The 25,661-nt window shown below is 59.0% G+C and carries 26 protein-coding genes; 21 read left to right on the top strand and 5 right to left on the bottom strand.

The genetic code is table 11. From position 1 onward, the window contains the following. Positions 1–68 precede the first annotated feature (68 nt). From ileS to RUE5091_RS17185, 3 genes are all read left to right on the top strand, one after another. Positions 69–2,981 (top strand): isoleucine--tRNA ligase, encoded by a 2,913-nt coding sequence (ileS, locus tag RUE5091_RS17195; RefSeq protein WP_058283183.1) that lies wholly within the window; start codon positions 69–71, stop codon positions 2,979–2,981. A gap of 76 nt (positions 2,982–3,057) precedes the next feature. Next, on the top strand, positions 3,058–3,513 hold the full coding sequence (locus tag RUE5091_RS17190) for a methylated-DNA--[protein]-cysteine S-methyltransferase (RefSeq protein ID WP_058283182.1): 456 nt from the start codon (positions 3,058–3,060) through the stop codon (positions 3,511–3,513). A gap of 76 nt (positions 3,514–3,589) precedes the next feature. Continuing rightward, positions 3,590–4,057, top strand: a complete 468-nt coding sequence (locus RUE5091_RS17185; RefSeq protein ID WP_058283181.1) for a hypothetical protein — start codon at positions 3,590–3,592, stop codon at positions 4,055–4,057. Here the strand turns inward: RUE5091_RS17185 and RUE5091_RS17180 are convergent. From RUE5091_RS17180 to fsa, 4 genes are all read right to left on the bottom strand, one after another. Next, positions 4,042–4,755 carry a CDP-alcohol phosphatidyltransferase family protein gene (locus RUE5091_RS17180; RefSeq protein ID WP_058283180.1) on the bottom strand — a complete coding sequence of 238 codons (714 nt, stop codon included), beginning with the start codon at positions 4,753–4,755 and terminating at the stop codon, positions 4,042–4,044. The genes RUE5091_RS17185 and RUE5091_RS17180 overlap by 16 nt on opposite strands. A gap of 83 nt (positions 4,756–4,838) precedes the next feature. Beyond that, positions 4,839–5,759, bottom strand: coding sequence for a tyrosine recombinase XerC (locus tag RUE5091_RS17175; RefSeq protein WP_058283179.1), 921 nt, complete (start codon positions 5,757–5,759; stop codon positions 4,839–4,841). Next, positions 5,756–6,463, bottom strand: a complete 708-nt coding sequence (locus tag RUE5091_RS17170) for a DUF484 family protein (protein WP_058283178.1) — start codon at positions 6,461–6,463, stop codon at positions 5,756–5,758. Before RUE5091_RS17170 ends, RUE5091_RS17175 begins: the two co-directional genes overlap by 4 nt. A 198-nt stretch (positions 6,464–6,661) precedes the next feature. Then, on the bottom strand, positions 6,662–7,315 hold the full coding sequence (gene fsa, locus RUE5091_RS17165; RefSeq protein ID WP_058283177.1) for a fructose-6-phosphate aldolase: 654 nt from the start codon (positions 7,313–7,315) through the stop codon (positions 6,662–6,664). 91 nt (positions 7,316–7,406) lie between these two features. Here fsa and RUE5091_RS17160 point away from each other — a divergent pair, with 91 nt between their 5' ends. From RUE5091_RS17160 to RUE5091_RS17145, 4 genes are all read left to right on the top strand, one after another. After that, the gene (locus tag RUE5091_RS17160; protein WP_058283176.1) at positions 7,407–9,602 is read left to right on the top strand and encodes a primosomal protein N'; all 2,196 of its coding nucleotides are present in this window, start codon (positions 7,407–7,409) and stop codon (positions 9,600–9,602) included. A gap of 79 nt (positions 9,603–9,681) precedes the next feature. Then, positions 9,682–10,914 carry an MFS transporter gene (locus RUE5091_RS17155; RefSeq protein ID WP_058283175.1) on the top strand — a complete coding sequence of 411 codons (1,233 nt, stop codon included), beginning with the start codon at positions 9,682–9,684 and terminating at the stop codon, positions 10,912–10,914. A 66-nt stretch (positions 10,915–10,980) separates the two neighbouring features. Further along, positions 10,981–11,859 (top strand): 50S ribosomal protein L11 methyltransferase, encoded by an 879-nt coding sequence (locus RUE5091_RS17150; RefSeq protein ID WP_058283174.1) that lies wholly within the window; start codon positions 10,981–10,983, stop codon positions 11,857–11,859. Positions 11,860–11,958: 99 nt separating this feature from the next. Then, entirely contained in the window at positions 11,959–12,303 is a 345-nt protein-coding gene (locus RUE5091_RS17145; RefSeq protein WP_058283278.1) for a hypothetical protein, read from the top strand. 99 nt (positions 12,304–12,402) lie between these two features. On the opposite strand, the gene RUE5091_RS17140 is transcribed toward RUE5091_RS17145, so the two are convergent. Further along, on the bottom strand, positions 12,403–12,615 hold the full coding sequence (locus RUE5091_RS17140) for a DUF1127 domain-containing protein (RefSeq protein ID WP_058283173.1): 213 nt from the start codon (positions 12,613–12,615) through the stop codon (positions 12,403–12,405). A 329-nt stretch (positions 12,616–12,944) separates the two neighbouring features. Between RUE5091_RS17140 and ruvC the strand changes: the two genes are divergently transcribed. The 14 genes from ruvC (at position 12,945) to RUE5091_RS17070 (ending at position 25,446) form a co-directional block, all read left to right on the top strand. Then, positions 12,945–13,442: a crossover junction endodeoxyribonuclease RuvC gene (gene ruvC, locus RUE5091_RS17135; protein WP_058283172.1), complete on the top strand. Its 498-nt coding sequence runs from the start codon at positions 12,945–12,947 to the stop codon at positions 13,440–13,442. Next, positions 13,439–14,116, top strand: a complete 678-nt coding sequence (gene ruvA, locus RUE5091_RS17130; protein ID WP_058283171.1) for a Holliday junction branch migration protein RuvA — start codon at positions 13,439–13,441, stop codon at positions 14,114–14,116. The genes ruvC and ruvA overlap by 4 nt, the downstream gene beginning before the upstream one ends. Positions 14,117–14,120: 4 nt before the next feature. Beyond that, on the top strand, positions 14,121–15,140 hold the full coding sequence (gene ruvB, locus RUE5091_RS17125; RefSeq protein WP_058283170.1) for a Holliday junction branch migration DNA helicase RuvB: 1,020 nt from the start codon (positions 14,121–14,123) through the stop codon (positions 15,138–15,140). Positions 15,141–15,201: 61 nt separating this feature from the next. Further along, positions 15,202–15,825 carry a hypothetical protein gene (locus RUE5091_RS17120; RefSeq protein ID WP_058283169.1) on the top strand — a complete coding sequence of 208 codons (624 nt, stop codon included), beginning with the start codon at positions 15,202–15,204 and terminating at the stop codon, positions 15,823–15,825. Positions 15,826–15,980: 155 nt separating this feature from the next. Beyond that, positions 15,981–16,388 carry a tol-pal system-associated acyl-CoA thioesterase gene (gene ybgC, locus RUE5091_RS17115; protein ID WP_058283168.1) on the top strand — a complete coding sequence of 136 codons (408 nt, stop codon included), beginning with the start codon at positions 15,981–15,983 and terminating at the stop codon, positions 16,386–16,388. 109 nt (positions 16,389–16,497) lie between these two features. Then, a complete protein-coding gene (gene tolQ / locus RUE5091_RS17110; protein ID WP_058283167.1) occupies positions 16,498–17,193 on the top strand; it encodes a protein TolQ in 696 nt (231 codons plus the stop codon). Positions 17,194–17,195: 2 nt separating this feature from the next. Beyond that, entirely contained in the window at positions 17,196–17,672 is a 477-nt protein-coding gene (tolR, locus tag RUE5091_RS17105; protein ID WP_058283166.1) for a protein TolR, read from the top strand. 9 nt (positions 17,673–17,681) lie between these two features. Beyond that, entirely contained in the window at positions 17,682–18,776 is a 1,095-nt protein-coding gene (gene tolA / locus RUE5091_RS17100) for a cell envelope integrity protein TolA (protein WP_058283165.1), read from the top strand. Next, the gene (gene tolB, locus RUE5091_RS17095; protein WP_058283164.1) at positions 18,773–20,092 is read left to right on the top strand and encodes a Tol-Pal system beta propeller repeat protein TolB; all 1,320 of its coding nucleotides are present in this window, start codon (positions 18,773–18,775) and stop codon (positions 20,090–20,092) included. Before tolA ends, tolB begins: the two co-directional genes overlap by 4 nt. Positions 20,093–20,180: 88 nt before the next feature. Further along, positions 20,181–20,690, top strand: a complete 510-nt coding sequence (pal, locus tag RUE5091_RS17090; RefSeq protein WP_058283163.1) for a peptidoglycan-associated lipoprotein Pal — start codon at positions 20,181–20,183, stop codon at positions 20,688–20,690. Positions 20,691–20,694: 4 nt separating this feature from the next. Further along, a complete protein-coding gene (gene ybgF, locus RUE5091_RS17085; protein WP_058283277.1) occupies positions 20,695–21,525 on the top strand; it encodes a tol-pal system protein YbgF in 831 nt (276 codons plus the stop codon). Further along, positions 21,522–22,775, top strand: a complete 1,254-nt coding sequence (tilS, locus tag RUE5091_RS17080) for a tRNA lysidine(34) synthetase TilS (protein WP_082643699.1) — start codon at positions 21,522–21,524, stop codon at positions 22,773–22,775. The genes ybgF and tilS overlap by 4 nt, the downstream gene beginning before the upstream one ends. A 76-nt stretch (positions 22,776–22,851) precedes the next feature. Beyond that, positions 22,852–24,768: an ATP-dependent zinc metalloprotease FtsH gene (gene ftsH / locus RUE5091_RS17075; RefSeq protein ID WP_058283162.1), complete on the top strand. Its 1,917-nt coding sequence runs from the start codon at positions 22,852–22,854 to the stop codon at positions 24,766–24,768. A gap of 102 nt (positions 24,769–24,870) precedes the next feature. Further along, positions 24,871–25,446, top strand: a complete 576-nt coding sequence (locus RUE5091_RS17070; protein ID WP_058283161.1) for an MOSC domain-containing protein — start codon at positions 24,871–24,873, stop codon at positions 25,444–25,446. The last annotated feature ends 215 nt before the right edge of the window (positions 25,447–25,661 follow it).

The raw sequence follows: 25,661 nt of genomic DNA, 5'->3' as shown, positions 1-25,661 counted from the left end.
GGTGTTTGAGACTTCGCACCGACCGCTTCGAGCCATAAGACGACCAGATCATCCAAAGGACGCCCCCAATGTGCGCCGACACGATCCAGACACCTGACTACAAAGACACGCTGAACCTGCCCAAAACCGAATTCCCCATGCGCGCTGGCTTGCCCAAGCGCGAGCCCGCATGGCTGGAACGGTGGGAAACCATCGGCGTCTATGACCGCCTGCGTGAAAAAGAGGGCCGCACGCCCTTTACGCTGCACGACGGCCCCCCCTATGCGAACGGTCACCTGCATATCGGCCACGCGCTGAACAAGACGATCAAGGACATGATCGTACGCTCGCATCAGATGATGGGACATGACGCGCGCTATGTGCCGGGCTGGGACTGTCACGGCCTGCCCATCGAATGGAAGATCGAGGAGCAGTACCGCAAGAAGGGCAAGAACAAGGACGAGGTGAACATCGTCGATTTCCGTCAGGAATGCCGCAAGTTCGCCGAAGGCTGGATCGACATCCAGCGCGAAGAGTTCAAGCGTCTGGGCATCACTGGCAACTGGCCCGATCCCTACATCACCATGGATTACCACGCCGAGGCTGTGATCGCCGACGAGTTCATGAAGTTCCTGATGAATGGCACGCTGTATCAGGGTTCCAAGCCCGTGATGTGGTCGCCCATCGAAAAAACCGCTCTGGCCGAGGCCGAAGTCGAGTACCACGACAAGGAAAGCTTCACTATCTGGGTGAAGTTCAAGGTCGTGAATGCAGGCGATCTGGATGACGCTTTTGTTGTGATCTGGACCACGACGCCATGGACCATGCCATCGAACAAGGCGGTCGTGTACGGCAAAGACATCTCGTACGGTCTGTACGAAGTTACTGGTGCGCCAGACAAATGCTGGGCCAGTGTTGGCGACAAATTCCTTCTGGCAGACAATCTGGCTGCCGACGTGCTGGGCCGCGCGCGTCTGAACGACGATCAGTGGACCCGTGTGCGTGACGTGACCACTGATGAGTTGGCCAATGTCCAACTGACCCATCCGCTGGCCCGCGCCGAGGGTGGCAATGGTGAATGGGACGATATCCGAGATTTCCGCGCTGCTGAGTTCGTAACCGACACCGAAGGAACCGGCTTCGTCCATTGTGCGCCGTCGCACGGTATGGAAGAATTCGAACTCTACCGCGATCTGGGCATGTTGGAACAAGTCATCACCTACAACGTGATGGATGACGGCTCGTTCCGTGCTGATCTGCCGTTCTTTGGTGGCAAGTACATCCTGTCCCGCAAGGGTGGCGAAGGTGACGCCAATAAGGCCGTGATCGACAAGCTAGTCGAGGTCGACGGGCTGCTGGCGCGCGGCAAGATCAAGCACAGCTATCCGCATTCGTGGCGCTCGAAGGCTCCGATCATTTATCGCAACACGCCGCAGTGGTTTGCGTCCGTCGACCGCAAGCTGGATGACGGCATGGGTGAGATGGGCGACACCATCCGCGAACGTGCCCTGCGGTCCATCGATGAGCTAGTGAAGTGGACGCCGCAGACCGGCCGCAATCGTCTGTATTCGATGATCGAAGCACGCCCGGATTGGGTTCTGTCTCGCCAGCGCGCCTGGGGCGTTCCTCTGACCTGCTTCACCAAGAGAGGTGCTCTGCCCACCGACGCGGATTACCTGCTGCGCAACGCAGAGCTGAACGCACGCATCAAGGCGACGTTCGAGAAAGACGGCGCGGATGTCTGGTACACCGACGGGTTCAAAGAGAAGATCCTCGAAGGGATCGCCAACCCTGATGACTACGATCAGGTGTTCGACGTGCTGGATGTATGGTTCGACTCGGGTTCAACCCACGCCTTCGTTCTGCGCGACCGCGGGGACGGAACCGAGGACGGCATCGCTGATGTCTACATGGAAGGCACCGACCAGCACCGCGGGTGGTTCCATTCTTCGATGCTGCAGGCTTGTGGCACCAAAGGTCGCGCGCCCTATCGTAACGTTGTGACCCATGGGTTCACGCTGGACGCCAAGGGCAACAAGATGTCCAAATCGCTGGGCAACACCATCGTGCCCGAGGAAGTCGTCAAGCAATACGGCGCGGATATCCTGCGTCTGTGGGTGGCCCAGACCGATTACACCGCCGACCAGCGGATCGGGCCCGAAATCCTGAAAGGAACTGCCGACAGCTATCGCCGTCTGCGCAACACCATGCGTTTCATGCTGGGCTCGCTGGCCGACTTCACCGAAGCCGACCGTGTCGCGCCTGAAGATATGCCGCGTCTGGAGCGTTGGGTGCTCAGCCGTCTTGCTGATCTGGATGAGCAGGTGCGCAAGGGCTATGCGTCCTTCGATTTCCAGGGTGTGTTCAGCGCCGTGTTCACCTTTGCCACCGTCGACCTGTCATCGTTCTATTTCGACGTCCGCAAGGATGCGCTGTACTGCGATGGCGACAATCTGCGCCGTCGCGCCGCGCGTACCGTATTGGACCTCCTGTTCCACCGCCTGACCACATGGCTGGCCCCGGTTTTGGTCTTTACCATGGAAGAGGTCTGGCTGGAGCGCTTCCCGGGCGATGACAGCTCGGTTCATCTGGTGGATTTCCCGGATACGCCTGCCGACTGGCGCGATGCAGATCTGGAAGCCAACATGGCCAAGGTTCGCCGCGTGCGCCGGGCCGTAACTGCTGCGCTGGAAATTCAGCGTCAGGACAAGGTGATCGGATCCAGCCTAGAAGCGGCCCCGATTGTTCATGTCGAGGATGGCGACACCCGCGATCTGCTGGCAACTTTCGACGTTGATGACATGTGCATCACTTCCGGATTGACTGTGACCGGCGACCCGGCCCCGGCCGAGGCGTTCCGCGTGCCCGAAATCGAAGGCGTTGCGGTGCTGTTCGAAAAGGCCGAGGGCAACAAATGTCAGCGTTGCTGGAAAATCCTGCCCGATGTGGGCCGCCACGCCCATGAGGGCGTCTGCGGACGCTGCGACGAAGCGCTGAGTTAACTATCAAACCCCCGGTCCACTCGCCGGGGGTTTTTCTTTTCTTGCGCTGAGCCTGGCGATCTGAAACGCTGCTCTCATGCCGATGATTGCCGTTGATACCCAGTTTGGTCGCCTTGGCGTCGAAGAGAGCGACGGCGCCCTTACACGCCTTGTTTGGAATGGGCGGGATGAGGGGCCCGAGACTCCCTTGCTGCAAGAGGCCGCCTCGCAACTGAGGGCCTATGATCAAGGGAAACTTGATCGGTTTGACCTGCCTTATCGCGTCGCCGGTTCCGATTTTCAGCAACAGGTTTGCGATCTGATGTACGCCATCCCGCTGGGTGAAACCCGGACCTATGGCGATCTCGCGAAGGAACTGGGCCAACCGCCTCAGCCGGTGGGTCAGGCCTGCGGGGCCAATCCAATTCCGGTTATTATTCCCTGCCACCGGGTACTGGCTGCTAACAGTCTGGGTGGCTTTTCTGGAGATGGCGGGATTGAGACTAAAGTCGCCCTGTTACGCCACGAACGGGCGGCGGGGCTGCTGATCTGATACACGGAAATCTGTTGCAATCCGGCTGGTTGAGGCTCAACTTGTATCAGATAGAGAATTCAAAGGATCGCATTGCATGACTGCCTCAACAGACCCGGCCATCCGGAAAAAGGCCATAATTGACCGACTGATGTCGCTGGAAGAGCAAGAATTAGCGACGGCACAGGCCCATTACGACGCTTTCCTGAAGGATTCTCAACTGGATGACCGGGAAGGGCATGACAAGGACGACATTGCCGCCTCACGCGAGAATGCGGATCTGGCCGCGGCCTTTGATGCCCCCGTGCATGCCCATCACGCCAAGATCGACGTGATCGAAAACACCGATTTCAGCATTACGGACACGGTGCAGCCCGGGGCGGTGGTCAAATTCAACAATCGCCGTTTCGTGGTCTGCGTTTCAACCACACGGTTTGATGTGGACCACAAAACCTATATGGGTATTTCAACCCAAAGCCCCATCTATCTGGCTATGGTAGGCCTGCAAGAGGGCGATGTGTTCACCCATAACGGCACCGAGTTCGAGGTTCAGGAAGTCTTGTAGCCTGCGCTTTTGCGCTGTGGAACGATCTGCTGCGCAATGCCTGCGAAGACCAGATACAGGCTGGTTATCACCAGACCCCAATGCGCCCAACTCTCTGGGTGGAAATCAACCCATGCCGCCCAACCTGCAAAGAAGGTCCAGGCAAACGCCATTGGCAGCGACACCGTGCGCCAGCGCTCGGTCCGCACCGGGTGGATGAATTTCAGAGGCAGGAACATTGCCAGCGACAGCAACGACACCAGCAGCAAGATGACCCAGAAATTGGGCTCTAGCGCGAAGATGACGATCACGAACATGTTCCAGCAACCGGGGAATCCGGAAAAGGAATTGTCCTTTGTTTTCATCCGGGTGTCGGCAAAATACATCGCGCTGGCAAAGGTGATGACGATGATGGCGAACCAGCCGGTCCATCCGTCCATCAGCCCGGATTTGAACAGCGCGAATGCCGGAATGAATACATAGGTCAGATAGTCGATGATCAGATCCAACAGCACCCCGTCGAACTCGGGCGCGTTCTTTTTGACATGGTAGTGTCGCGCCAGCGGGCCATCCATACCGTCCACGATGAACGAGACCACCAGCCACAGATACATCAGGCTCCATTTTTCTTCGACGGCCGCCAGCATGGCCAACATTGCGAAAACGGCACCGGTGGCGGTGAATAGGTGGACGGAAAGGGCTTTGAATCTAAGTGTCATGCAGGGTTCATGTACGATGCATTCGGCAGATGCAAACCAAAAGCAAGATTAGAATGAGCGCCCAACGTCACGATGCAGAGACATCACGCTTTGGGGTGGGCGCGGTTGTAGACTTCCATCAACCGCGCGGTATCGACGGCTGTGTAGGTCTGTGTGGTTGAAAGCGATGCGTGCCCAAGCAGTTCCTGAATTGAACGCAGGTCTCCTCCGGCGGATAGAAGGTGTGTGGCAAAGCTGTGCCGCAGCGCATGCGGCGTGGCTGTTGCCGGTAGGCCAAGTTGCATCCGGGCTTTGGCCATTACCCCCTGGATGGCGCGCGGGTTCAGAGGGCCGCCGCGCACGCCCCGAAATAGGGCTTGGTCCTTGGCGTGCGGGTGCGGACAAAGCCGTAGGTAGTGGTCAACGGCTGCACGGGCGGCGGGTAAAACAGGAACGATCCGCTCTTTGTCGCCTTTGCCGATGATGCGCAGTGTTTCTGGTAAGGGTGCATCGGCGCCGGTCAGAGAGAGCGCCTCGGAAATACGCAGCCCGCAGCCGTAGAGCAGTGTAACCACAGCCACGTCACGGGCCGAGACCCAGTCGCTGGTCGATTGCAGCTCGACCGTTTCGATCACGGTCCGGGCGGCGTCTTCGTCCAACGGACGGGGCAGTTTCTTGGTAAACTTCGGGGCGCGGGTTGACAGGACAGCGGTGGGTTCGAAACCCTCACGCTCGGACAGCCAGCGATAAAAGCTTTTGACCGCCGAAAGTTTACGGGCAAGCGACCGCGCGCCCACGCCTGATGCGCGCTGATCGGCCATCCAGGCGCGCATGTCGGATACGGTGATCCTGGCCAGTGCCGCCATACCCTGACTCTCGCTATGATGCAGGGTCATGAAGGATAGAAATTCAGTGACATCCCCGCGATAAGCGGTTTGTGTGTTTTCAGATCGCCCGGCCAATGCCCCCAGACTGTTCAGCCAATGCTGCAGCGCATCACGGCAGGCTGGAGAGATCAGGCTCACGACAGCCAGTGGCGCATCGACCGTTCGAAAACACCGGCAAAGAAGGACAGCAGATCGGTGCCCAGTTGCGGGGTGAAATGGTTGGCGTCCTTGGAACCCATGACGATCATGCCGGGCAAGCGCCCTTCACCCAGGTTCAGTTTCAGGCAGGCCTCGGATCGGAACTGGCTAGCCGTGGCGCCGAAAATCCGGGGGCTTGGGTTTGGTGTTTGACGCAAGACAACTTCGCGCGCAGGGCCGCCGCGATCCTGACTGAGATAGGCGTTGATCGCACCCGGTTCGACCACGGTCAGCACACCGCCCAGCTTTTCGATTGCCTGATCTTCTTGCATCACGGTTGTTTCCAGAACCAGCGTGATGTGATCGACCCGCAGGATATCGGCCACTTCGCCGCCAAGCGTACGCAGGAAATCCTCGAACTTGACAGGTTCCAGCAGACGGAGAATGGCGCGGTGCACCTGATTTGTGCCTGCCAGATTTTCGTAAGCCGCTGCGATGACCGAGCGGTGGGTGTCCTCAAGCCGGTCCAACCGCGCCTCGAGCCGTTGCATGGCGATGCCACGCAGGTCGATGACATTGTCCCCACGCGCCTGTTCATCGGCGGCGACCAGCGCCTGCATCAAATCCTTGTCGTCCAGCACGGCGTCTGGTTCGGCCAGAATCGCGGCGCGGAGATTATCCTTGAGTATGGTGTTGCTGCTCATGTCCTGTCCGGTCTTTTTTTGTTGAGCGGCTTATAACACGGGTTGGTGCATTTGCCTTGGGAAAAATGCAGGCAAAGGTAGAATTAAGCTTGGAATGTGTCGGAAAGGCTCCCGCCTGCAACGCACTGATCAGGTGATCAGTTTTTGCAGTTGGGCCGGGCGCGGCGCCTGACGGCGCCGCGCGGGTGCGTTACAGGATCAGAGGATTTTCTGACCGGTCTTGGCCCAGTCGGCCAGGAAGGTTTCAAGACCCTTGTCCGTCAGTGGGTGGTCGGCCAGCTTTTTGATCACGGCAGGCGGCGCGGTGATCACGTCGGCGCCAATGCGGGCGCTGTCGGTCACGTGGTTCACGGTGCGGATCGAAGCGGCCAGAATCTCTGTCTCGAACCCATAGTTGTCATAGACCTGGCGGATGTCGGCGATTAGGTCCATGCCGTCGAGGTTGATGTCATCCAGACGACCAATGAAGGGCGAGATGAAGGTCGCGCCTGCTTTGGCAGCCAAAATCGCTTGGTTGGTGGAAAAGCAAAGGGTGACGTTGACCATCTGGCCTTCGTCAGAAAGTGTTTTACAAGTTTTCAGGCCATCCCAGGTCAGCGGCACCTTAACTGCGATATTGGGGGCGATCTTGGCCAGCTTGCGGCCTTCGGCGATCATGTCGGCGGCTTCGGTCGCGACCACTTCGGCAGATACGGGGCCGTCGACGAGATCGCAGATCTCTTTGGTTACTTCCAGAATGTCGCGGCCCGATTTCAGGATCAGCGAGGGGTTGGTGGTCACGCCGTCCACCATGCCCAGATCGTTCAGTTCGGCAATTGCGTCGATCTCGGCTGTGTCTACGAAGAATTTCATGAGGGCAGTCCTTTGATGGGTTGGCCTTGGTCGCGGATGCCTTTACCTCAAAGAGACCCATGCTGAAACCCCCCCGACCCAAGGATATGCGGTGAGCACTCAGGAGTATTTCGACCAAGGTGAGCTGGTGGCGGTACTGACCGCACAACCGCTGGACCGGACGCTGGATTATAAGGCGCCTGAGGGGGGGTGTTTTCTGGGCGCGTTTGTCGAGGTGCCGTTGGGCCCGCGCAAAGTATTGGGCGTTGTCTGGGGGCCGGGGCAGGGGGGCTTTGATCTGAGCAAAGCCCGATCGGTGATCCGCGTGCTTGAGGTCGCGCCGATGCGTGAAGAGATGCGCGTGTTTCTAGGGCGGGTTGCCGATTACACGCTGACGCCGACGCCTGCGATGTTGCGGCTGGCGACGCGAGCACCGGGATTGGGTGACTCTCCGTCTATGCGCAAGATTTACCGCCTTGGGAAAGGTGAGCCAGACCGGATGACCGATGCGCGGACCCGTGTCTTGGAGGTTTTACGGGATTATGGCGGGTTGGCATTTACGCTGAAGGAATTGGCAGAACAGGCGGGTGTGACATCGTCTGTTGTCAAAGGCTTGGTGAAACAAGGTGCCGTGCGAGAAGAGGACAGCCCGCGCGATTTGCCCTATCCGCATCTGGACCCGGATCTGCCGGGCAAGACCCTGACCGAAGATCAGGCGGCAGCCGTTTCCAAGCTGCAGGCCGGTCAGCGAACCGGCGACTATGGTACGACGTTGCTGAAAGGAGTGACTGGCTCGGGCAAGACTGAAGTGTACCTGGAAGCTGTGGCCGAGGCACTGCGAATGGGGCGGCAGGCGCTGGTCTTGCTGCCCGAGATTGCCCTGACAGCCGAATTCCTGACGCGGGTCGAGGCGCGGTTTGGCGCGTGTCCGGCCGAGTGGCACTCGGGCGCGACGATGACAGAACGCCGCCGGGTCTGGCGGATGGTCGGGCAGGGGGATGCGCAATTGGTTGTGGGGGCACGGTCTGCTTTGTTCCTGCCGTTTCGGGACCTTGGGCTGGTTGTGGTCGATGAGGAGCACGACACCTCGTACAAACAGGAAGACGGTGTGCATTACAGCGCCCGTGACATGGCGGTTCTGCGCTCGGCCATTTGTGGCGCACGCGTGATTCTGGCCAGCGCCACGCCGTCGCTAGAAAGCTGGGCCAATGCCGAGGCGGGTAAGTACGAGCGGCTTGACCTGACCTCGCGGTTCGGCGCGGCGGTTCTGCCAGAGATGAAGCCCATCGACATGCGAGCCGAGCAAATGCAGCCGGGGACGTGGATTTCCCCGTCCCTGCGGCAGGCGGTGCGGCAGCGGATCGAACGGGGTGAGCAATCATTGCTGTTCATAAACCGCCGCGGCTATGCGCCGGTCACGTTGTGTCGGGCATGCGGGCAACAAATCGCCTGCGATCACTGCGACGCGCGGATGGTTGAGCACAGGTTCCTCAAACGTCTGATGTGCCACCAATGCGGTGAGACCAAACCGATGCCTGATACCTGCCCCTCGTGCGGTGTCGAAGGCAAGCTGGCCCCGGTCGGGCCGGGGATTGAACGGCTGGCGGAAGAGGCCGAGGCGACATTCCCTGAGGCAAAGATTGCGATGCTCAGCTCTGATCTATTCGGCTCGGCGCGCGCCCTGAAGGCCAAGATCGAAGAGATCGCGGACGGGGATGCCGATATCGTCATCGGCACGCAGTTGGTGGCCAAAGGGCACAACTTTCCAAAGCTGACGCTAGTGGGCGTGATTGACGCCGATCTCAGCCTGCATGGCGCGGACCTGCGTGCCGCTGAGCGCACGTTCCAGTTGATGCGGCAGGTTGCAGGGCGGGCTGGACGGGCGGACAAGCCGGGGCAGGCGTTGTTGCAGACCTTTCAGCCGGAACATCCGGTGATCCGTGCGATCTTGTCGGGGGACGAGGAAGGTTTCTGGAAGGCCGAAGCCGCCGGGCGGCAGGCGGCTGGCGTGCCGCCTTACGGGCGGATGGCCGGGATTGTTTTGTCCGGGCCGGAGGTCGGCCCTGTCTTTGATATCGGCAATGCCATGGCCCGCAACGATGCGCCGCTGCGCGAGATCGGAGCGCAGGTGTTCGGTCCGGCCCCCGCGCCAATCGCGCGTATCCGGGGCAGGCACCGCGTGCGTTTGCTGGTCAAGGCCCCAAAAGGTGCACCTATTCAAGACGCAATCGCCCGCTGGATCGCCCCCTTGCGTCTGAAAGGTGACCTCCGCCTGACCGTTGATATTGACCCGCAAAATTTTTACTGACCCTGCGCCAGCGCAGAGCCATTGTGCGCGGCGTTCTTGGCCCTCGCCAAACCAAGAGAATGGGCGTAGAGGAAGTCCGATGCTGAAACCCATGCCGCTTTCCGAGGCGCAGAGCCTGCCGTTCTGGCGCCGCCCTATCACGCTCTTGTTCGTGATGGCGCTGACCATGCCCATCGCCTTCAACGCATGGAGCGCATTGTTGAACAACTTCGTGATCGAGGTTGCCAATTTCGATGGTGCCGATATCGGCCTCTTGCACACGGTGCGTGAGATTCCGGGCTTTCTGGCCATCGGTGTGATCGCGGTGATCATCTTCATCCGCGAACAGGTGCTGGCGATGATATCGCTGATGATGCTGGGTGTTGCAACGGCGGTGACCGCGTGGTTCCCAAGTTTGGGTGGGCTGCTGTTCGTAACACTGTTCAGCTCGATAGGTTTTCACTACTACGAAACCGTCAACCAGTCGCTACAACTGCAATGGTTGCCCAAGGACCGCGCACCGCAGGTGCTGGGCTGGCTGGTTGCGATGGGTTCGGCAGCTACGGCTGTTGTGTATGGCCTGATCGTGTTGACCTGGGAACGGTTCGATCTGTCCTATAACTTCGTGTTCATGGCGGCAGGTGGAGCAACAGCCCTGTTGGCGCTGTTTTGCTTGTTCGCCTTCCCGCAATTTGATGCACCCACGCCGCAGACTAAGAAACTCGTCCTGCGTCGTAGGTATTGGTTGTATTATGCCTTGCAGTTCATGGCCGGCGCTCGGCGGCAGATTTTCGTCGTCTTCGCGGGCTTTATGATGGTGGAGAAGTTTGGTTTTGAAGTACATGAACTGACCAGCCTCTATCTGATCAATCTGATGATCAACATGATGGCCGCCCCCTTGCTGGGCAAGGCGGTGGCACGGTTTGGTGAACGGCGCACCCTGATCTTTGAATATACCGGCCTGGCCATCGTGTTCGCTGCATATGGCGGCATCTACTGGTTCGGCTGGGGCGTCCTTCTTGCCGCGATCCTGTATGTGATCGACCATGTGCTTTTCGCGTTGGCACTGGCGCTGAAGACCTATTTCCAAAAGATCGCTGATCCGGCCGACATCGCGCCCACTGCAGCCGTGGCTTTTACCATCAACCACATCGCGGCCGTGTTCCTGCCCGCGCTGTTGGGTCTGCTCTGGGTGGTTTCGCCCGGTGCGGTCTTTGGACTGGCCGCTGCGATGGCAATGGTGTCACTTGGCCTGTCGCTGCTGATCCCGCGTCACCCGGAAGCGGGCAACGAAACTATTCTGTCGAAATACGCCCCGGCCGCCGCCGAATAGGCGCAATTGCTTGACCTTGGCGGGCCCACACCCTAGGCGCTGTCTCAACCGAGACAGGAGGCCCCCATGCCCACATTCACCGCGCTTACCACTCTGACCGGCAAAAAGGCCGCCGAAGGTCTGGGCGAAGCGATGGAGCGCCTGGACCCGGAGCCCACCGGCGTCGGCGTGTTCGAGGTCGAGGACGGCTCGGGCCTGTGGGAAGTCGGCGGTTACTTCACCGAGGCCCCCGATGAAACCGCATTGGCTGTTTTGGCCGCAGCCTTCGAGGCCAAGCCGTTTGTGGTCTCGGAACTGCCCGAAACCGACTGGGTCGCCCATGTGCGCCGCGAACTCGCCCCGGTCGAGGCAGGGCGGTTCTTTGTCTATGGCAGCCACGATGCCGACAAGCTGCCCGAAGGGCGCATTCCGTTGCTGATCGAGGCCGCGATGGCCTTTGGCACCGGTCACCATGGCACGACCTTGGGCTGCCTCAAGGCGCTGGATCACCTGCTGGACGACGGGTTTTCGGCGTCCAAAGTGGCCGACATAGGATGCGGCACTGCGGTTCTGGCTATGGCTGCCGCGCGGGTCTGGGATGGCGATATCATCGCCAGCGATATTGATCAGGTTGCGGTGGACGTGGCCGACGCCAACCTGAAAGCCAACGAAATGGGCGGTCGGGTTCACTGTGTCGAGGCCGCCGGGTTTGATCACCCGGACCTGAAGTCACACGCCCCATACGATCTGATTTTTGCCAATATTCTCAAAGGCCCGCTGGTCGCTCTGTCCCCTGAAATCGGAGCGAATCTGCGAACCGGAGGTTATGCGATCCTGTCGGGAATCCTCAACGAACAGGCCGACGATGTGATTTCAGTTTATCGCCAGAATGGGTTCAATCTTATGAAAAGAGACGAGATTGGTGAGTGGAGTACGCTAATCTTAAGCAAACAGGGCGTAATTTAGACCATTTGCAGGAGTTTCATGGATTCTCGCCTCTTTTTTGTCGCAATCTGTAACTACCGTCAGTACGTGGTTACGGGGGCGGTTCTTGAGGAGGCTGCCATGACGGGAAAACAATTGGAATTTGATCAGCGCGTTCATCGCCTGAACAAGAAACACGCTAAACTTAGCCGGGGCTATCGCGCTACGATGCGCAAGGATGGGCTTGTGGTAATGAAACCGCAGCGGGTCAAATCTGCGGTTCCGGCCAAATTGCTGTTGATATGCCTTGCCGGTTTGTTCGCGTTCAAGGTATTTTTGCTGACCAGCCTCGGCGCATCGGCCTATCAGTACCGCGTTGACAGCCTGGCGCAGGGGACGTCGGTCGAACAGGCCGGAGCATGGCTTATGCAGATCGACCCGGTGTCAGAGTTCCTGGCAAGTTATATCAACAACCTCATCCACTGAGATTAGCCCGCCGTAACAGAAAACGCCGCGCATCGCGAGATGCACGGCGTTCTTTTATGCCCCTGAGGAAGAACGGGGCGAGTGAGTGATGGTTGTGCCTTACCGACGACCTTCCACCACGACGTCAATATCGCCGCGGCACAGGCCGATATCTTCCAGTTCGCGATCTGTCAGACCGCTCAGCGTGTTGCGGGTTACACGGGCGTCATTCCATTCCGCAACGGTGTTCACGACCGATGCGAAAGTTGCGCCGATACGGCCGACGAGGCCGAATGAGCCAGTGGTGGTGCGGGTGGTGTCCAATGCAGCCATATCCTGTTTCCTTCTGGTTGGTGTTACTGTTTTGTTACTAAGCGGGCATCTAGTGACGGCTATTTGGCCGTGCAAGAGCAGAAATTGCATGTGTCCTATGCAATTTTTGCAAGGGTCGAATTCTCTAAAAAACCCTTAATTTATTGACCATTTGATGGTCATGAAACGTGTCGAATTCAGGCATTTCGCTGTCGCAAACAGGCCGTTCTGTCGCCGGTGAAGCAGGTGTGTCGTTTTCAGGCTTCGTGTCAATTCGCTTGGAAAATGTTCACGCTTCGTGCTAATCCGAAACAAAGATCACAAAAAACCCGAGCAGGCCGAGGCAAGACATGCGAATTCTGGGCATTGATCCGGGGCTTAGGACCCTGGGATGGGGCGTCATCGAATCGAATGGCAGCCGGTTGAGCCATGTTGCCAACGGCTTGTGCAAGTCGGACGGGGACGATCTGGGGGAACGGTTGTTGTCACTGCACAACCAAATCGTCGAAGTCATCGCCGAATATCAGCCCAATCAGGCCGCTATCGAACAGACCTTTGTCAACAAGGACGGGGCCGGGACACTGAAACTGGGTCAAGCGCGTGGGGTGGCCCTGCTAACACTGGCGCAGGCCGGGTTGCCGGTGGGGGAGTATGCACCTAACCGGGTCAAGAAAACGGTTGTGGGTGTAGGTCACGCCGAGAAAGAGCAAGTCCTTCATATGGTCAAACTGCAATTGCCGGGCTGTCAGCCCAAAGGGGCGGATGCGGCGGATGCGCTGGCGATTGCCATCTGTCACTCGTTTTACGGCGCTGCGCCACAGGCGCGGATGAAAGAGGTACGGGCATGATTGGAAAACTAACAGGGCGGTTGGATTATCGCGCGTTAGATCACGTGCTGATCGATGTGGGTGGTGTTGGCTACATCGTCTATTGCTCGGACCGGACAATGGCGGCACTTCCGGGTGTGGGCGAGGCGATCTCGATCTACACTGACATGGTCGTGCGCGAAGATTTGATGCAGCTTTACGGTTTCTTGTCGCTGGTCGAGAAGGAATGGCATCGCCTGCTGTGTTCGGTTCAGGGGGTTGGGGCAAAGGTCTCACTGGCCATTCTGTCGGCGCTGGGGCCGGATGGAGTGAGCCGCGCGATTGCTCTGGGCGACTGGGGCGCAGTCAAGGCGGCTAAGGGGGTTGGTCCCAAGACCGCGCAGCGGATTGTGCTGGACCTTAAGGACAAAGCACCGAGCGTGATGGCTATGGGTGGAACCATAACCGAAGCAATGGACGGCCCCGAGTTAGAGGTTGTCGAACCGGCTGAACCGGTGCCCATGCCAAAGCGGGCGGTGAAACAGTCTTCGGGGTCGGCAGCGGCCTCGGCGGGGGCGTTGTCGGCGTTGTCCAATCTGGGATATGGGCCATCTGACGCGGCATCCGCCGTGGCCGAGGCGGCGGTCAGCCTGCCTGATGCGGGCGAGGCTGATCTGATCCGCGCGGCGCTGAAACTGCTTGCTCCGAAGGGGTGATTGAATGGTAGACGCTGACCCCACCCTGCGGCCCGAGCCCATGCCCGAGGACAATGACCGCGCCCTGCGTCCACAGGGTCTGGACGAATTCATCGGTCAGGCCGAGGCGCGCGCGAACCTGCGTATCTTTATCCAATCAGCCCGTCAGCGAGGCGAGGCGATGGATCACACGCTGTTTCATGGTCCGCCCGGCCTAGGGAAAACCACGCTGGCGCAGATCATGGCGCGTGAGCTTGGGGTGAACTTTCGCATGACCTCGGGGCCGGTGCTGGCCAAGGCGGGGGATCTGGCTGCGATCCTGACAAATCTGGAATCGCGGGACGTGCTGTTTATTGACGAAATCCACCGGCTGAACCCGGCGGTCGAAGAAGTGCTGTATCCGGCGATGGAGGATTTCGAACTGGATCTGGTGATCGGCGAAGGCCCCGCTGCCCGGACTGTTCGGATCGAGTTGCAGCCGTTTACTCTGGTCGGCGCAACCACGCGGATGGGTCTGCTGACCACCCCCCTACGCGACCGGTTTGGGATACCAACACGACTGCAGTTCTACACGGTTGACGAATTGCATGAGATCGTCACCCGCAATGCACGCAAGCTGGGGGCACCTGCGGATGACGATGGTGCGCGCGAAATTGCGCGCCGCTCACGCGGGACACCACGGATTGCTGGGCGGCTGCTGCGGCGGGTCGTCGATTTCGCCATTGTCGAAGGCGACGGTCGGATCACGCGCGAACTGGCCGACGGGGCCTTGACGCGACTGGGTGTGGATCATCTAGGGCTAGACGGCGCGGACCGGCGCTATCTGAAGCTGATTGCCGAGAATTACGCTGGCGGTCCGGTAGGGATTGAGACTCTGTCGGCGGCACTGTCGGAAAGTCGGGACTCGCTGGAAGAAGTGATCGAGCCCTTCTTGTTGCAACAAGGTCTGATCCAACGCACCCCGCGCGGCCGGATGTTGGCGCAAAAGGCGTGGACGCATCTGGGCATGGCTGCGCCGAAAGGACAGAGCGATCTGTTCGGTTGAAGTACTCGCTATTAGATTTTATGCCACTGGCGTCCGTATTTGACTCAGAAAGGGGCTGGGCGTGACACCCGATCAGATCGAGGCGCTGTTTACGCGCGAAAGTGGTGAGTTTCTGTTTGCCCGCTGGGGGCGACCAATTGTGCCCATCGTCTTCGGCGTTGAGGACGAGACTCTGTCCACCGTCAAAGGCGCATTCGAAGCCGTGGTGACATTGGCCGGGCATAAGATGGCCGAAACCGATCCGGAACTGGGTGCCAATTGCATGGTATTCTTTTTCCGCGACTGGCAGGAGTTGTTGGAGGTACCTGATCTGGGTCGTTTGATCCCCGATCTGGCGCCTTTGGTGGATCGGCTGGTCACGGCGGATGCCAACCAATACCGGATTTTCCGGTTTGAAGAAGACGGGGCAATCCGCGCCGCCTTTGTTTTTCTGAGGATGGATAAAGAGTTGTTGAAAGTTCCGGCGGAAGCTTTGGCGCTCAGCCAGGTGGTGCAGACTATCTTGTTGTGGTCGGACACCGCTTTTCGGGAAAAATCTCCCTTGGCCATGGCCGGGGAAACAACCGTTCTGCGCCCGGACATCGCCGAATTGATCCGGGGTGCCTATGATCCGGTCTTGCCCGGCGCGGCGCAAGATGCATCGCACGCGCTGCGGCTGTTTGCACGGTTGCAAGCTCCGCAGTAGGAAACCTGCTGTTGAGCGCATTTGATCAATAGCCCGATGGCGGCCCAGTCAGGTGGTCAGAATTATGTGGTCCTGCGGGGATTGCACGATGACCTGTATCTGTGTGAGGCATATCTTGCCCCTGCCAAAAGATTTAAACAGGATTGAATGCACGTATGACCGACCCCAACGCCGAACAGCCAAAACACATTTATTCGGTACGGGTCTATTATGAAGACACCGATATGGGCGGCGTGGTTTATCACGCGAATTACTTGAAATTCATCGAGCGTGCTCGGTCTGACTATGTGCGCGGGTTGGGGAACGACCAAAATGCTATGCGTGACGACGGGATTGTCTGGGTGATCCGTCGGATTGAAGCTGATTATCTGGCGCCAGCGAGGTTCGACGATGAGTTGACCATTGAAACTCATTTCATTTCACGTTCGGGCGTTCGGCTTACGATGGGGCAGTTGGTAAAACGCGGCGAGACCGAGATTTTCCGTGCCACCGTCACCGCCGTTTGCATGAATGCGCAGGGCAAACCAGTGCGGCTTCCGGCAGAGATTCGCGCATTGCTGTAATAAATTGCTGCGCCGGGGTGGTTCTGTTGGCTTTTGAGGACCATCTGGGTTAGCGTTTGGCAAAACAAGGCCAAACGAACGGCCAACAGGCAAAACAAAGAGCAGGTTCATGGAAGCTGAAACGCTGGCGCTGGCGCAGGAGATCGATTTCTCCATGTGGGGGCTGTATGCCCGCGCGACCTTTATCGTCAAATTGGTGATGCTGATGCTGATTGGCGCATCTGTTTGGTCTTGGGGCATTATCATTCAAAAGCTGATCAACTACCGCGCGGCCCGACGCGAAGCGCAGGTGTTTGATGAAAGCTTCTGGTCGGGGAACCCTCTGGATGAATTGTTCGAACAGATCGGAACGCAGCCGGATGGCAGTTCGGAAAAGATATTTGCCTCTGGTATGATCGAATGGCGGCGCTCTCATCGCACCGATGGCGGGCTGATTGCGGGGGCCACGGCGCGGATCGACCGATCCATGGACGTTGCCATCGCGAAAGAGGCTGAGACGCTGCAAAAGGGCCTGCCGATTCTGGCCACAGTTGGTTCGACCGCGCCTTTTATCGGTCTGTTCGGCACCGTCTGGGGCATCATGAACGCCTTTATCGAGATTGCCGAGCAACAGAACACCAACCTTGCCGTTGTGGCACCGGGTATTGCCGAGGCGTTGCTGGCCACAGGTCTGGGCCTGCTGGCGGCGATTCCGGCGGTGATTTTCTACAACAAGCTCAGCGCGGATAGTGACCGCATCGTCGGCGGCTACGAAGCCTTTGCCGACGAGTTTGCCACCATCCTGTCGCGGCAATTGGACAGCTGACGATGGGCGCGGCGGTTCAACAAAACGGGGGTGGGAACGGACGCAGACGCGGACGACGCCGCGGTCGGGCGCAGCCGATGGCCGAAATCAACGTGACGCCCTTTGTCGACGTCATGCTGGTGTTGCTGATCATTTTCATGGTCGCGGCCCCGTTGTTGACCGTGGGGGTGCCTGTAGACTTGCCCAAGACCGCTGCCAGCGCCTTGCCTGGCGATAACGAAGAACCCCTGACCGTGACGCTGACAGCCGATGGGCGGGTGCAGATTCAGACGACCGACGTGGCGCGCGAAGAGTTGATTGGTAAACTGCGCGCCATTGCGTCAGAACGCAGCAGTGACCGTGTGTTTCTGCGGGCTGATGGGGCAATTCCCTATGCGCAGGTCATGCAGATCATGGGCGCGCTGAATGCGGGTGGGTTTTCCAATGTGGGCCTTGTGACCGATAGCGGTGGGCCAGCCCTGGACGAAGGTGGAGAGTGAGGCCGCGCGGTGGATACCGGCACCAAGATCTCGGCTATTGCCCACGTTTCCTTGATTGGATGGGCCTTGCTCGGCGGTACGTTCCGGTCCGAACCCCTGCCTATGGCAGTGCAGGAGGTGTCGGTGGTTTCAGTTGATCAGTTCGACGCAATGACCGCACAGCGCACGGCGCCCGAAGTGCCGACGCCTGTTGCCCTGCAACCCCCCGAAGTGCCAACCGAAGAAGTGACCCCGCCCGCACCGGTTGAGGAAGAACAGACCCCACCCGAGGTTGTAACCCCGCCCGAGCCCGAGCCCGATCTTGTGCCCGATCCGGTCGAGGCCCCGCCCGAACCCGAAGTGGTCGACGAAGCACCAACGCTGGATCCGCCCGAACCTGTGACTGAAGTGTTGCCTGTAGCTCCGGGCCCCGAAGCACAGCCACGTCCCGCCGACAAGGTCGCGCCGGAACCCATCGCACCACCGCCACCCGAGGCAGAGCCGAACGAAGTTGAAACACCTGCCGTGTCGCTGGATGAAGGTGCCGAGACGCAGCAGGAACAACAAGATCAGACCGCCCCGGACGAGGCTACGGATGAGATCGTGACCGAGGCCGAGGAAACCAAAGAGAACGCACCGCGTACGTCTCCGCGCCCAAGGGAGCGGCCCAACCGACCCGCGCCTCCGGCACAAACAGAAGTGGCCGAGGAGCAGGAGTCGACGCCACCAACACAAGTTGACGAAAGCGCGGTTGAAGATGCTTTGGCCGAGGCTTTGCAAGAGAGCAGCGAGCCCTCTGGTCCTCCACTGACAAGCGGTGAGAAAGATGCAATGCGCCTGGCCGTGTCGCAGTGTTGGAATGTGGGGTCTTTGTCCACGGATGCGCTGCAAACAGTCGTGGTGGTGGGGTTTTCGCTTACCCCGGACGGCAAGGTTGTTGGCGGCACCCTACGCATGATTGACAGCTCTGGCGGAACGGATGCGTCTGCAAAACAAGCCTATGAGGCTGCCCGGCGGGCAATTTTACGCTGCGGCGCCAAAGGATACACCCTGCCTGCTGACAAATACGCGCAGTGGAAAGATATTGAGATTACATTCAATCCCGAGAGGATGCGGATCAAATGATGAGATTTCTGACCAGCCTGTTACTTGGCCTGACGATTTTGACGGCGCCGGTGAACGCTCAGGACGGACCGCTGCGTCTGGAACTGGATCAGGGTATCATCGAACCCTTGCCCTTCGCGGTACCGAATTTTGTGCCCGACAGCGCAGCGGCGGCGCAATATGCCAACGACATCTCTCGTGTTGTCGCTGCTGACTTAACAGGCACCGGGCTGTTTCGTGAAATCTCATCAGACGCTTTCATCAGCCGGGTCAGCAGTTTTGACGCACCGGTCCAGTTTGCAGACTGGAAAGCCATCAACGCCGATGCGCTCGTGACCGGCGCGGTAAATGTTTCGGGCAATCGTCTGACTGTACGGTTCCGAGTGTGGGATGTGTTCTCGGGCCAGGAATTAGGTAATGGCCTGCAGTTTGCGGGTACCACCGAGGGCTGGCGGCGCATGGCGCATAAAGTGTCCGATCAGGTTTACAGCCGGATTACGGGCGAAGGTGGTTATTTCGACAGCCGCGTGGCCTTTGTTTCGGAAAGCGGGCCCAAGGATCAGCGTCTGAAACGACTGGCGATCATGGATTACGACGGTGCCAATGTGCAGTATCTGACCGACAGCGCCGCCATTGTTCTGGCCCCGCGGTTTTCACCCACGGGCGACCGGTTGCTCTATACCAGCTATGAAACCGGCCAGCCGCGCATCTATGTTCTAGATGTCGACCGCGTCAGACGAACCGAACTGAACACTCCGGGCGGCACGATGAGCTTTTCGCCGCGCTTCTCACCCGATGGACGGTCGATTGTGTATTCGCTGATTCAAGGTGGCAATACCGATCTGTGGAAGATGGATCTGGCTTCGGGTCAAAGCGTACGTTTGACCAACACGCCTGCGATTGAAACCGCGCCCAGCTATTCGCCTGATGGTTCGCAGATCGTGTTTGAAAGCGACCGCTCGGGTACGCCGCAGCTGTATATCATGCCCGCAAATGGAGGTGAGGCGACCCGGATCAGCTTTGGCCAGGGCCGCTATGGCACCCCGGTCTGGTCGCCGCGTGGCGATCTGATCGCGTTCACCAAGCAAAACAAGGGCCGCTTCCATATCGGTGTCATGCGCACGGATGGAAGCGAGGAACGCCTGCTTACGTCGTCCTTCCTTGATGAAGGGCCGACATGGTCGCCCAATGGGCGGGTCATCATGTTCACCCGCGAAACGCAGGGTGCCAGCGGCCGGGCGACGCTATATTCGGTGGATATCTCGGGCCGAAACTTGCGGCCGGTACGCACTCCGGACGGTGGCAGCGATCCGTCCTGGGGGCCATTGCAGAATTGATCAGGGCAGGCGGTTGGAAAAGTTCACAAAAATCCTGCACTGTGATACAGAGACGGCAATAAACCTATAAAACAACGAGGCACTTGAAATGAACGTATTGGGCAAAGTTCTGGCTTTGGGCGCGCTGAGTGTAATCGCCGCCTGTACCAACAACGATCCATCAGCACTGGGTGGCGGTTTCGGAAGTGGCGCGAATAGTGCCATTGCGCCGGGTTCACCCAGCGATCCCCGTTCGCCCGCTTATTTCCAGCAAACGGTCGGCGACCGGGTGTTGTTTTCAGTGGATCAATCCACTCTGACACCGCAGGCACAAGCGGTTCTGCAAGGGCAAGCCGATTGGCTGCTGGCCAACCCGGATTTCGTGGCCACCATCGAAGGTCACGCGGATGAACAGGGCACGCGCGAGTATAACCTTGCTTTGGGCGCGCGCCGGGCGAATGCGGCCCGCGAATACCTGATCTCGCGCGGGGTGGCAGGCAACCGCCTGACGACCGTCAGCTATGGCAAGGAACGCCCGATTGAGATTTGCAGCACCGAGGATTGCTATTCCAAAAACCGCCGCGCGGTTACGGTGCTGACCGGTTCAACCTTGGGGTAAAATGATGAGATTTGCAGGATGGGTTCTGGCCGCGGTCATGGCGACCGCCGGTGTGGCACAAGCGCAGGATCAGCAGACTCTGGCGGATATCCGGCAGGAACTGACGGTGCTACATGTGGAAATTCAACGCCTGAAGCGTGAGTTTTCGACGACTGGCTCTCCGGCTCCGAATCTGTCCGGCAGTTCTATTCTGGAACGAGTCGATGCGATCGAGGCTGAACTTCAGCGCCTGACGCGCCAGACCGAGCAGCTAAATCAGCGGGTACAGAACATCGTGACCGACGGCACCAATCGGATCGGCGACTTAGAGTTCCGCCTGGTCGAACTGGAAGGTGGTGATCTGAGCACGCTTGGTGAAACCTCGACCCTGGGTGGTGATACAGGCGCTACGGCCGGACCTGTGGCGCCCATATCGCCAGCGACCCCTTCGGTTATTGAGCAGGGGGAACTGGCAATCGGTGAACAATCCGACTTCGAAGCTGCCTCACTGGCGCTGTCAGAGGGGGATTTTCAGGCCGCCGCCGACCAGTTCGCGCAGTTCGATACTTCGTATCCCGGCAGCCCGCTCGCCCCCGAAGCGCATTTGAAACGTGGGCAGGCGTTGGAAGGCTTAGGCGACACGCGTGAGGCCGCGCGAGCGTTTCTGGCCAGCTTTACCGGCGATTCCGAAGGCGCGTTTGCCCCCGAGGCCCTCTTTGAGTTGGGAGCTGCACTGGGCCGTCTGGGCCAGACTGAACAGGCTTGTATTACTCTACTAGAAGTTGGCGTGCGCTTTCCGGCCTCGGCCACAGTTTCCGCCGCGACACAAGAAATGGCGTCGCTGGGCTGTTCTTGACCGACCAGGCCGATACGCTTCGATCCATACTCCGCACGCGGCTGCCAGACAAGCTGCCGCCGCGTTTGGGTATAGCCGCGTCCGGCGGCGGGGATTCTGTTGCGCTGATGCATTTGTTGCATGAAATCGCGCAGGCAGTGCAGGTCGATCTGTTCGTGGCGACCGTGGATCACGGATTGCGCCGCGAGTCGGCGGCTGAGGCCGTTCGCGTGGCCGAGCAGGCGGCAGGTCTGGGTATCCCCCATGAAACGCTGCTGTGGCAGGGTTGGGATGGTACTGGCAACTTACAGGATCAGGCCCGTCAGGCGCGATACCGGTTGTTGGTTGACTGGGCGAATCGCAATGACATTCCGGCTATCGCTTTGGGTCACACTGCGGACGATCAGGCTGAGACTGTGTTGATGCGGCTGGGCAGGGCGGCAGGGGTAACCGGCCTGTCGGGCATGTCCTACGCGCGGGAACACGACGGTGTGGCGCTGCTACGTCCGATGCTGGGAATCACTCGGCAAACTCTGCGGGATTATTTGTCGGCGATTGGCGCAAGTTGGATCGAGGACCCGTCGAATCACGACCTGAAATTCGACCGGATCAGGGCGCGTGAAGCACTGTCGGGGCTGGAACCGTTGGGGATTTCCGTGCGATCGCTGTCGCGTGTCGCCGAAAATCTAGCACAAGCGCGTGAAGCTCTGGCGCGCTATACGCAGGAATCCGCACGCCGAGTCGCCGCGGTGTATGGCGGGGACATTTGCGTTGACTGCAACGGCTTTGAACTGCTTCCGGCGGAAATCCAAAGGCGGTTGGTTGTTGGAATCATCGCGTGGATTGCGGGGCCGGGCTATCCGCCGCGCGCGTCATCGGTGGATCAGGCCGTGACGACCATTCAGGATGGGCAGACCTTGACGCTGGCGGGCTGCCTGTTAATCCCGCAAGGCGATAAAATGTGGTTTTGCAGGGAGCTAAACGCAGTAGCGACGGAAATCGCAGCGCCGCAAGAAATCTGGGACAACCGCTGGATTCTGTCTGGTCCCCGGACCCCGGACGCCGAAGTACGTGCGCTGGGTGAGGCTGGTTTGCCGCAGGTGCCAGACTGGCGGGTTTTGGGCAAACCCCGCAAGGCGCTTTTGGCCTCGCCTGCCGTTTGGAACGGGGAAAACCTGCTTGCCGCTCCCCTGGTTGACTATTCCAATGGTTGGACGGCCAAAATTGCCCCACAAAGGCCCGAGTTTTACTCTTCGCTTTTATCGCATTGAACCTGCTTGAATCATCTCTATTTTATAGGACAAACCGGCAGACCCCCACCTGCCGAAATCTTTTGGGAGATATTCCTTGGGCAACGCTCGTAACATCGCCTTCTGGGTCGTTCTGTTTCTGCTGATCCTTGCACTGTTCAATTTCTTCAGTGGTCAGGGCGGAACGCTTCAGAGCAATGAAAGAACCTATTCCGATTTTGTCAGTGCAGTTGAAAGCGGCGAAGTCAAAAACGTGACACTGGACGGTGAACAGATTCGCTATTCCACGCAAAGCGGCGCGACCTATGTCACCATCAAACCCGCCGACGCCGAAGTCACCAAGCTGCTGATCGACGAAAACATTCCCGTTCAAGCCGTGAAACAGCAGCAATCCGGATTTCAGTCCTTCCTGATCACGCTGCTGCCCTTCCTGTTGCTGATCGGTGTCTGGATCTATTTCATGAACCGGATGCAGGGTGGTGGCAAAGGCGGTGCCATGGGCTTTGGCAAGTCCAAGGCCAAGATGCTTACCGAAAAGCATGGCCGTGTGACCTTTGACGACGTCGCGGGCATCGATGAGGCCAAGGAAGAGCTGGAAGAGATCGTGGAATTCCTGCGTAACCCGCAGAAATTCAGCCGTCTGGGCGGCAAGATTCCGAAAGGCGCGCTGTTGGTTGGCCCTCCGGGTACCGGTAAAACGCTGCTGGCCCGTGCCATCGCGGGTGAGGCGGGTGTGCCGTTCTTTACCATTTCAGGTTCCGACTTTGTCGAGATGTTCGTTGGTGTTGGTGCATCCCGTGTGCGCGACATGTTCGAACAGGCCAAGAAAAACGCGCCCTGTATCGTCTTTATCGACGAGATTGACGCTGTGGGCCGTCATCGCGGTGCCGGTTACGGCGGCGGCAACGACGAGCGCGAACAGACCCTCAACCAGTTGCTGGTCGAGATGGACGGGTTCGAGGCCAACGAAGGCGTGATCATTTTGGCGGCGACCAACCGTAAAGACGTTCTGGACCCCGCGCTGCTGCGTCCGGGCCGCTTCGATCGCAACGTGACCGTTGGCAACCCCGACATCAAAGGTCGCGAAAAGATTCTGGGCGTACACGCGCGCAAAACACCTCTGGGCCCGGATGTCGATCTGCGCATCATTGCACGAGGTACGCCGGGTTTCTCGGGTGCTGATCTGGCAAACCTTGTGAACGAGGCCGCCTTGATGGCGGCCCGTGTGGGTCGCCGGTTTGTCACCATGGAAGACTTTGAGAACGCCAAAGACAAGGTGATGATGGGGGCCGAGCGCCGCTCGATGGTGTTGACGCAAGACCAGAAGGAAAAAACTGCCTATCACGAGTCGGGCCACGCCGTTGTTGGCATGACCCTGCCGCTGTGCGATCCGGTCTACAAGGCGACAATCATTCCGCGCGGTGGTGCGTTGGGTATGGTTGTCAGTCTGCCAGAGATGGATCAGCTGAATTATCACCGGGACGAGTGTGAGCAGAAGCTGGCCATGACAATGGCGGGCAAGGCGGCCGAGGTCATCAAGTATGGTGAGGATCACGTCTCGAACGGTCCCGCCGGTGACATCATGCAGGCCAGCCAACTGGCGCGCGCCATGGTGATGCGCTGGGGTATGTCAGACAAGGTCGGCAATATCGACTATGCCGAGGCGCATGAGGGGTATTCGGGCAACACCGCCGGTTTCTCGGTTTCGGCCAATACCAAGGAAATGATCGAGGAAGAAGTCAAGCGCTTGATCCAGCAGGGTTATGAGCGCGCGCACAGCATCCTGACCGAGAAAAACGAGGAATGGGAGCGTCTGGCGCAGGGGCTTCTGGAGTATGAGACCCTGACCGGGGACGAGATCAAGCGTGTCATGAACGGTGAATCGCCTACTGAAGGTGATGACGATGGCGACAAGCCCGACGAAGGCAGCGCGCCCAGCGTGACTGCCATTCCGAAGACCAAGGTCAAGAAATCCCCGCCCGATGGCGGGATGGAGCCGGAACCTTCGGCATAAGAATACCAGGCCCGGGCATTGTCCCGGGTCTTTTTTGTCTGTTCAATCAGAGTGAACTACTTTTTAGTCCGACCCGTTGACTAGCATTGAAGAGGAACGGAAATGCCCGTCCTGCGCGAAACTGAATACAAGGGCAGGGTGGTCTGGCTGGGCCATGTTCCTGCTGCCGCCACCATTCGAGGCAATGCTGTCGAAACGCTTGATCTGGGGTTTTCGGGTGAGCAGGGCGCACGGCATGAAGGCGTGAACCGAAATTCATGCATACGGGTCAAGAACCTTTACCCGGAGGGCACGGAAATCCGCAATGTCCGGCAATTGTCAGTGCTGTCCGCCGAAGAGATCGAAGCGACTGCACAAGAGATGGGTCTGGACCGGCTGGACCCGTCTTTTCTGGGAGCCAGCATTGTGCTTCGCGGCATCCCGGATTTCACCCATATCCCGCCGTCTTCACGCCTGCAGGCCCCGAGCGGCGTCACCATGACGGTAGATATGGAGAACCGCCCCTGTGTGCTTCCTGGGCGCGAGATTGAAGCGGATTTGCCTGGCTATGGCGCGGCGTTCAAACCAGCTGCGAAGGGCCGGCGTGGTGTCACCGCCTGGGTCGAGAGACCGGGCGTGCTTAAGCTCGGTGACCAGGTGACATTGTTTGTGCCGGATCAACCGGACTGGGCACCATAAGCCACCTCAGTTTCTAATTCGATACGACAGAATACACCAACGCCGTTTCGCGGCATAAATATGTCGGAATCTATAGCCATCCGCATTGTACACAACGGTATGGATTAAACAGCACCGACGCATCGCGTCGGTTTTGCATGGCATTCAATCAGGGACCCTGCCCAATGAGCTACAAATCCGACATTGAAATCGCCCGTGAGGCGAACAAGAAGCCG

The sequence above is a fragment of the Ruegeria denitrificans genome (assembly GCF_001458295.1).
Classification (GTDB): Bacteria; Pseudomonadota; Alphaproteobacteria; order Rhodobacterales; family Rhodobacteraceae; genus Ruegeria; species Ruegeria denitrificans.
The sequence above is the reverse complement of the archived record's forward strand: the minus strand, read 5'-3'. Positions and strand labels throughout refer to the sequence as shown.

Bases quoted from the DNA above. Each gene is read 5' to 3' on its own strand.
- ileS (WP_058283183.1), top strand. From the start codon at position 69: ATGTGCGCCGACACGATCCAGACACCTGACTACAAAGACACGCTGAAC.
- RUE5091_RS17190 (WP_058283182.1), top strand. From the start codon at position 3,058: ATGCCGATGATTGCCGTTGATACCCAGTTTGGTCGCCTTGGCGTCGAA.
- RUE5091_RS17185 (WP_058283181.1), top strand. From the start codon at position 3,590: ATGACTGCCTCAACAGACCCGGCCATCCGGAAAAAGGCCATAATTGAC.
- RUE5091_RS17180 (WP_058283180.1), bottom strand. From the start codon at position 4,755: ATGACACTTAGATTCAAAGCCCTTTCCGTCCACCTATTCACCGCCACC.
- RUE5091_RS17170 (WP_058283178.1), bottom strand. From the start codon at position 6,463: ATGAGCAGCAACACCATACTCAAGGATAATCTCCGCGCCGCGATTCTG.
- fsa (WP_058283177.1), bottom strand. From the start codon at position 7,315: ATGAAATTCTTCGTAGACACAGCCGAGATCGACGCAATTGCCGAACTG.
- RUE5091_RS17155 (WP_058283175.1), top strand. From the start codon at position 9,682: ATGCTGAAACCCATGCCGCTTTCCGAGGCGCAGAGCCTGCCGTTCTGG.
- RUE5091_RS17150 (WP_058283174.1), top strand. From the start codon at position 10,981: ATGCCCACATTCACCGCGCTTACCACTCTGACCGGCAAAAAGGCCGCC.
- RUE5091_RS17145 (WP_058283278.1), top strand. From the start codon at position 11,959: ATGACGGGAAAACAATTGGAATTTGATCAGCGCGTTCATCGCCTGAAC.
- RUE5091_RS17140 (WP_058283173.1), bottom strand. From the start codon at position 12,615: ATGGCTGCATTGGACACCACCCGCACCACCACTGGCTCATTCGGCCTC.
- ruvC (WP_058283172.1), top strand. From the start codon at position 12,945: ATGCGAATTCTGGGCATTGATCCGGGGCTTAGGACCCTGGGATGGGGC.
- ruvA (WP_058283171.1), top strand. From the start codon at position 13,439: ATGATTGGAAAACTAACAGGGCGGTTGGATTATCGCGCGTTAGATCAC.
- ruvB (WP_058283170.1), top strand. From the start codon at position 14,121: ATGGTAGACGCTGACCCCACCCTGCGGCCCGAGCCCATGCCCGAGGAC.
- ybgC (WP_058283168.1), top strand. From the start codon at position 15,981: ATGACCGACCCCAACGCCGAACAGCCAAAACACATTTATTCGGTACGG.
- tolQ (WP_058283167.1), top strand. From the start codon at position 16,498: ATGGAAGCTGAAACGCTGGCGCTGGCGCAGGAGATCGATTTCTCCATG.
- tolR (WP_058283166.1), top strand. From the start codon at position 17,196: ATGGGCGCGGCGGTTCAACAAAACGGGGGTGGGAACGGACGCAGACGC.
- tolB (WP_058283164.1), top strand. From the start codon at position 18,773: ATGATGAGATTTCTGACCAGCCTGTTACTTGGCCTGACGATTTTGACG.
- pal (WP_058283163.1), top strand. From the start codon at position 20,181: ATGAACGTATTGGGCAAAGTTCTGGCTTTGGGCGCGCTGAGTGTAATC.
- ybgF (WP_058283277.1), top strand. From the start codon at position 20,695: ATGAGATTTGCAGGATGGGTTCTGGCCGCGGTCATGGCGACCGCCGGT.
- RUE5091_RS17070 (WP_058283161.1), top strand. From the start codon at position 24,871: ATGCCCGTCCTGCGCGAAACTGAATACAAGGGCAGGGTGGTCTGGCTG.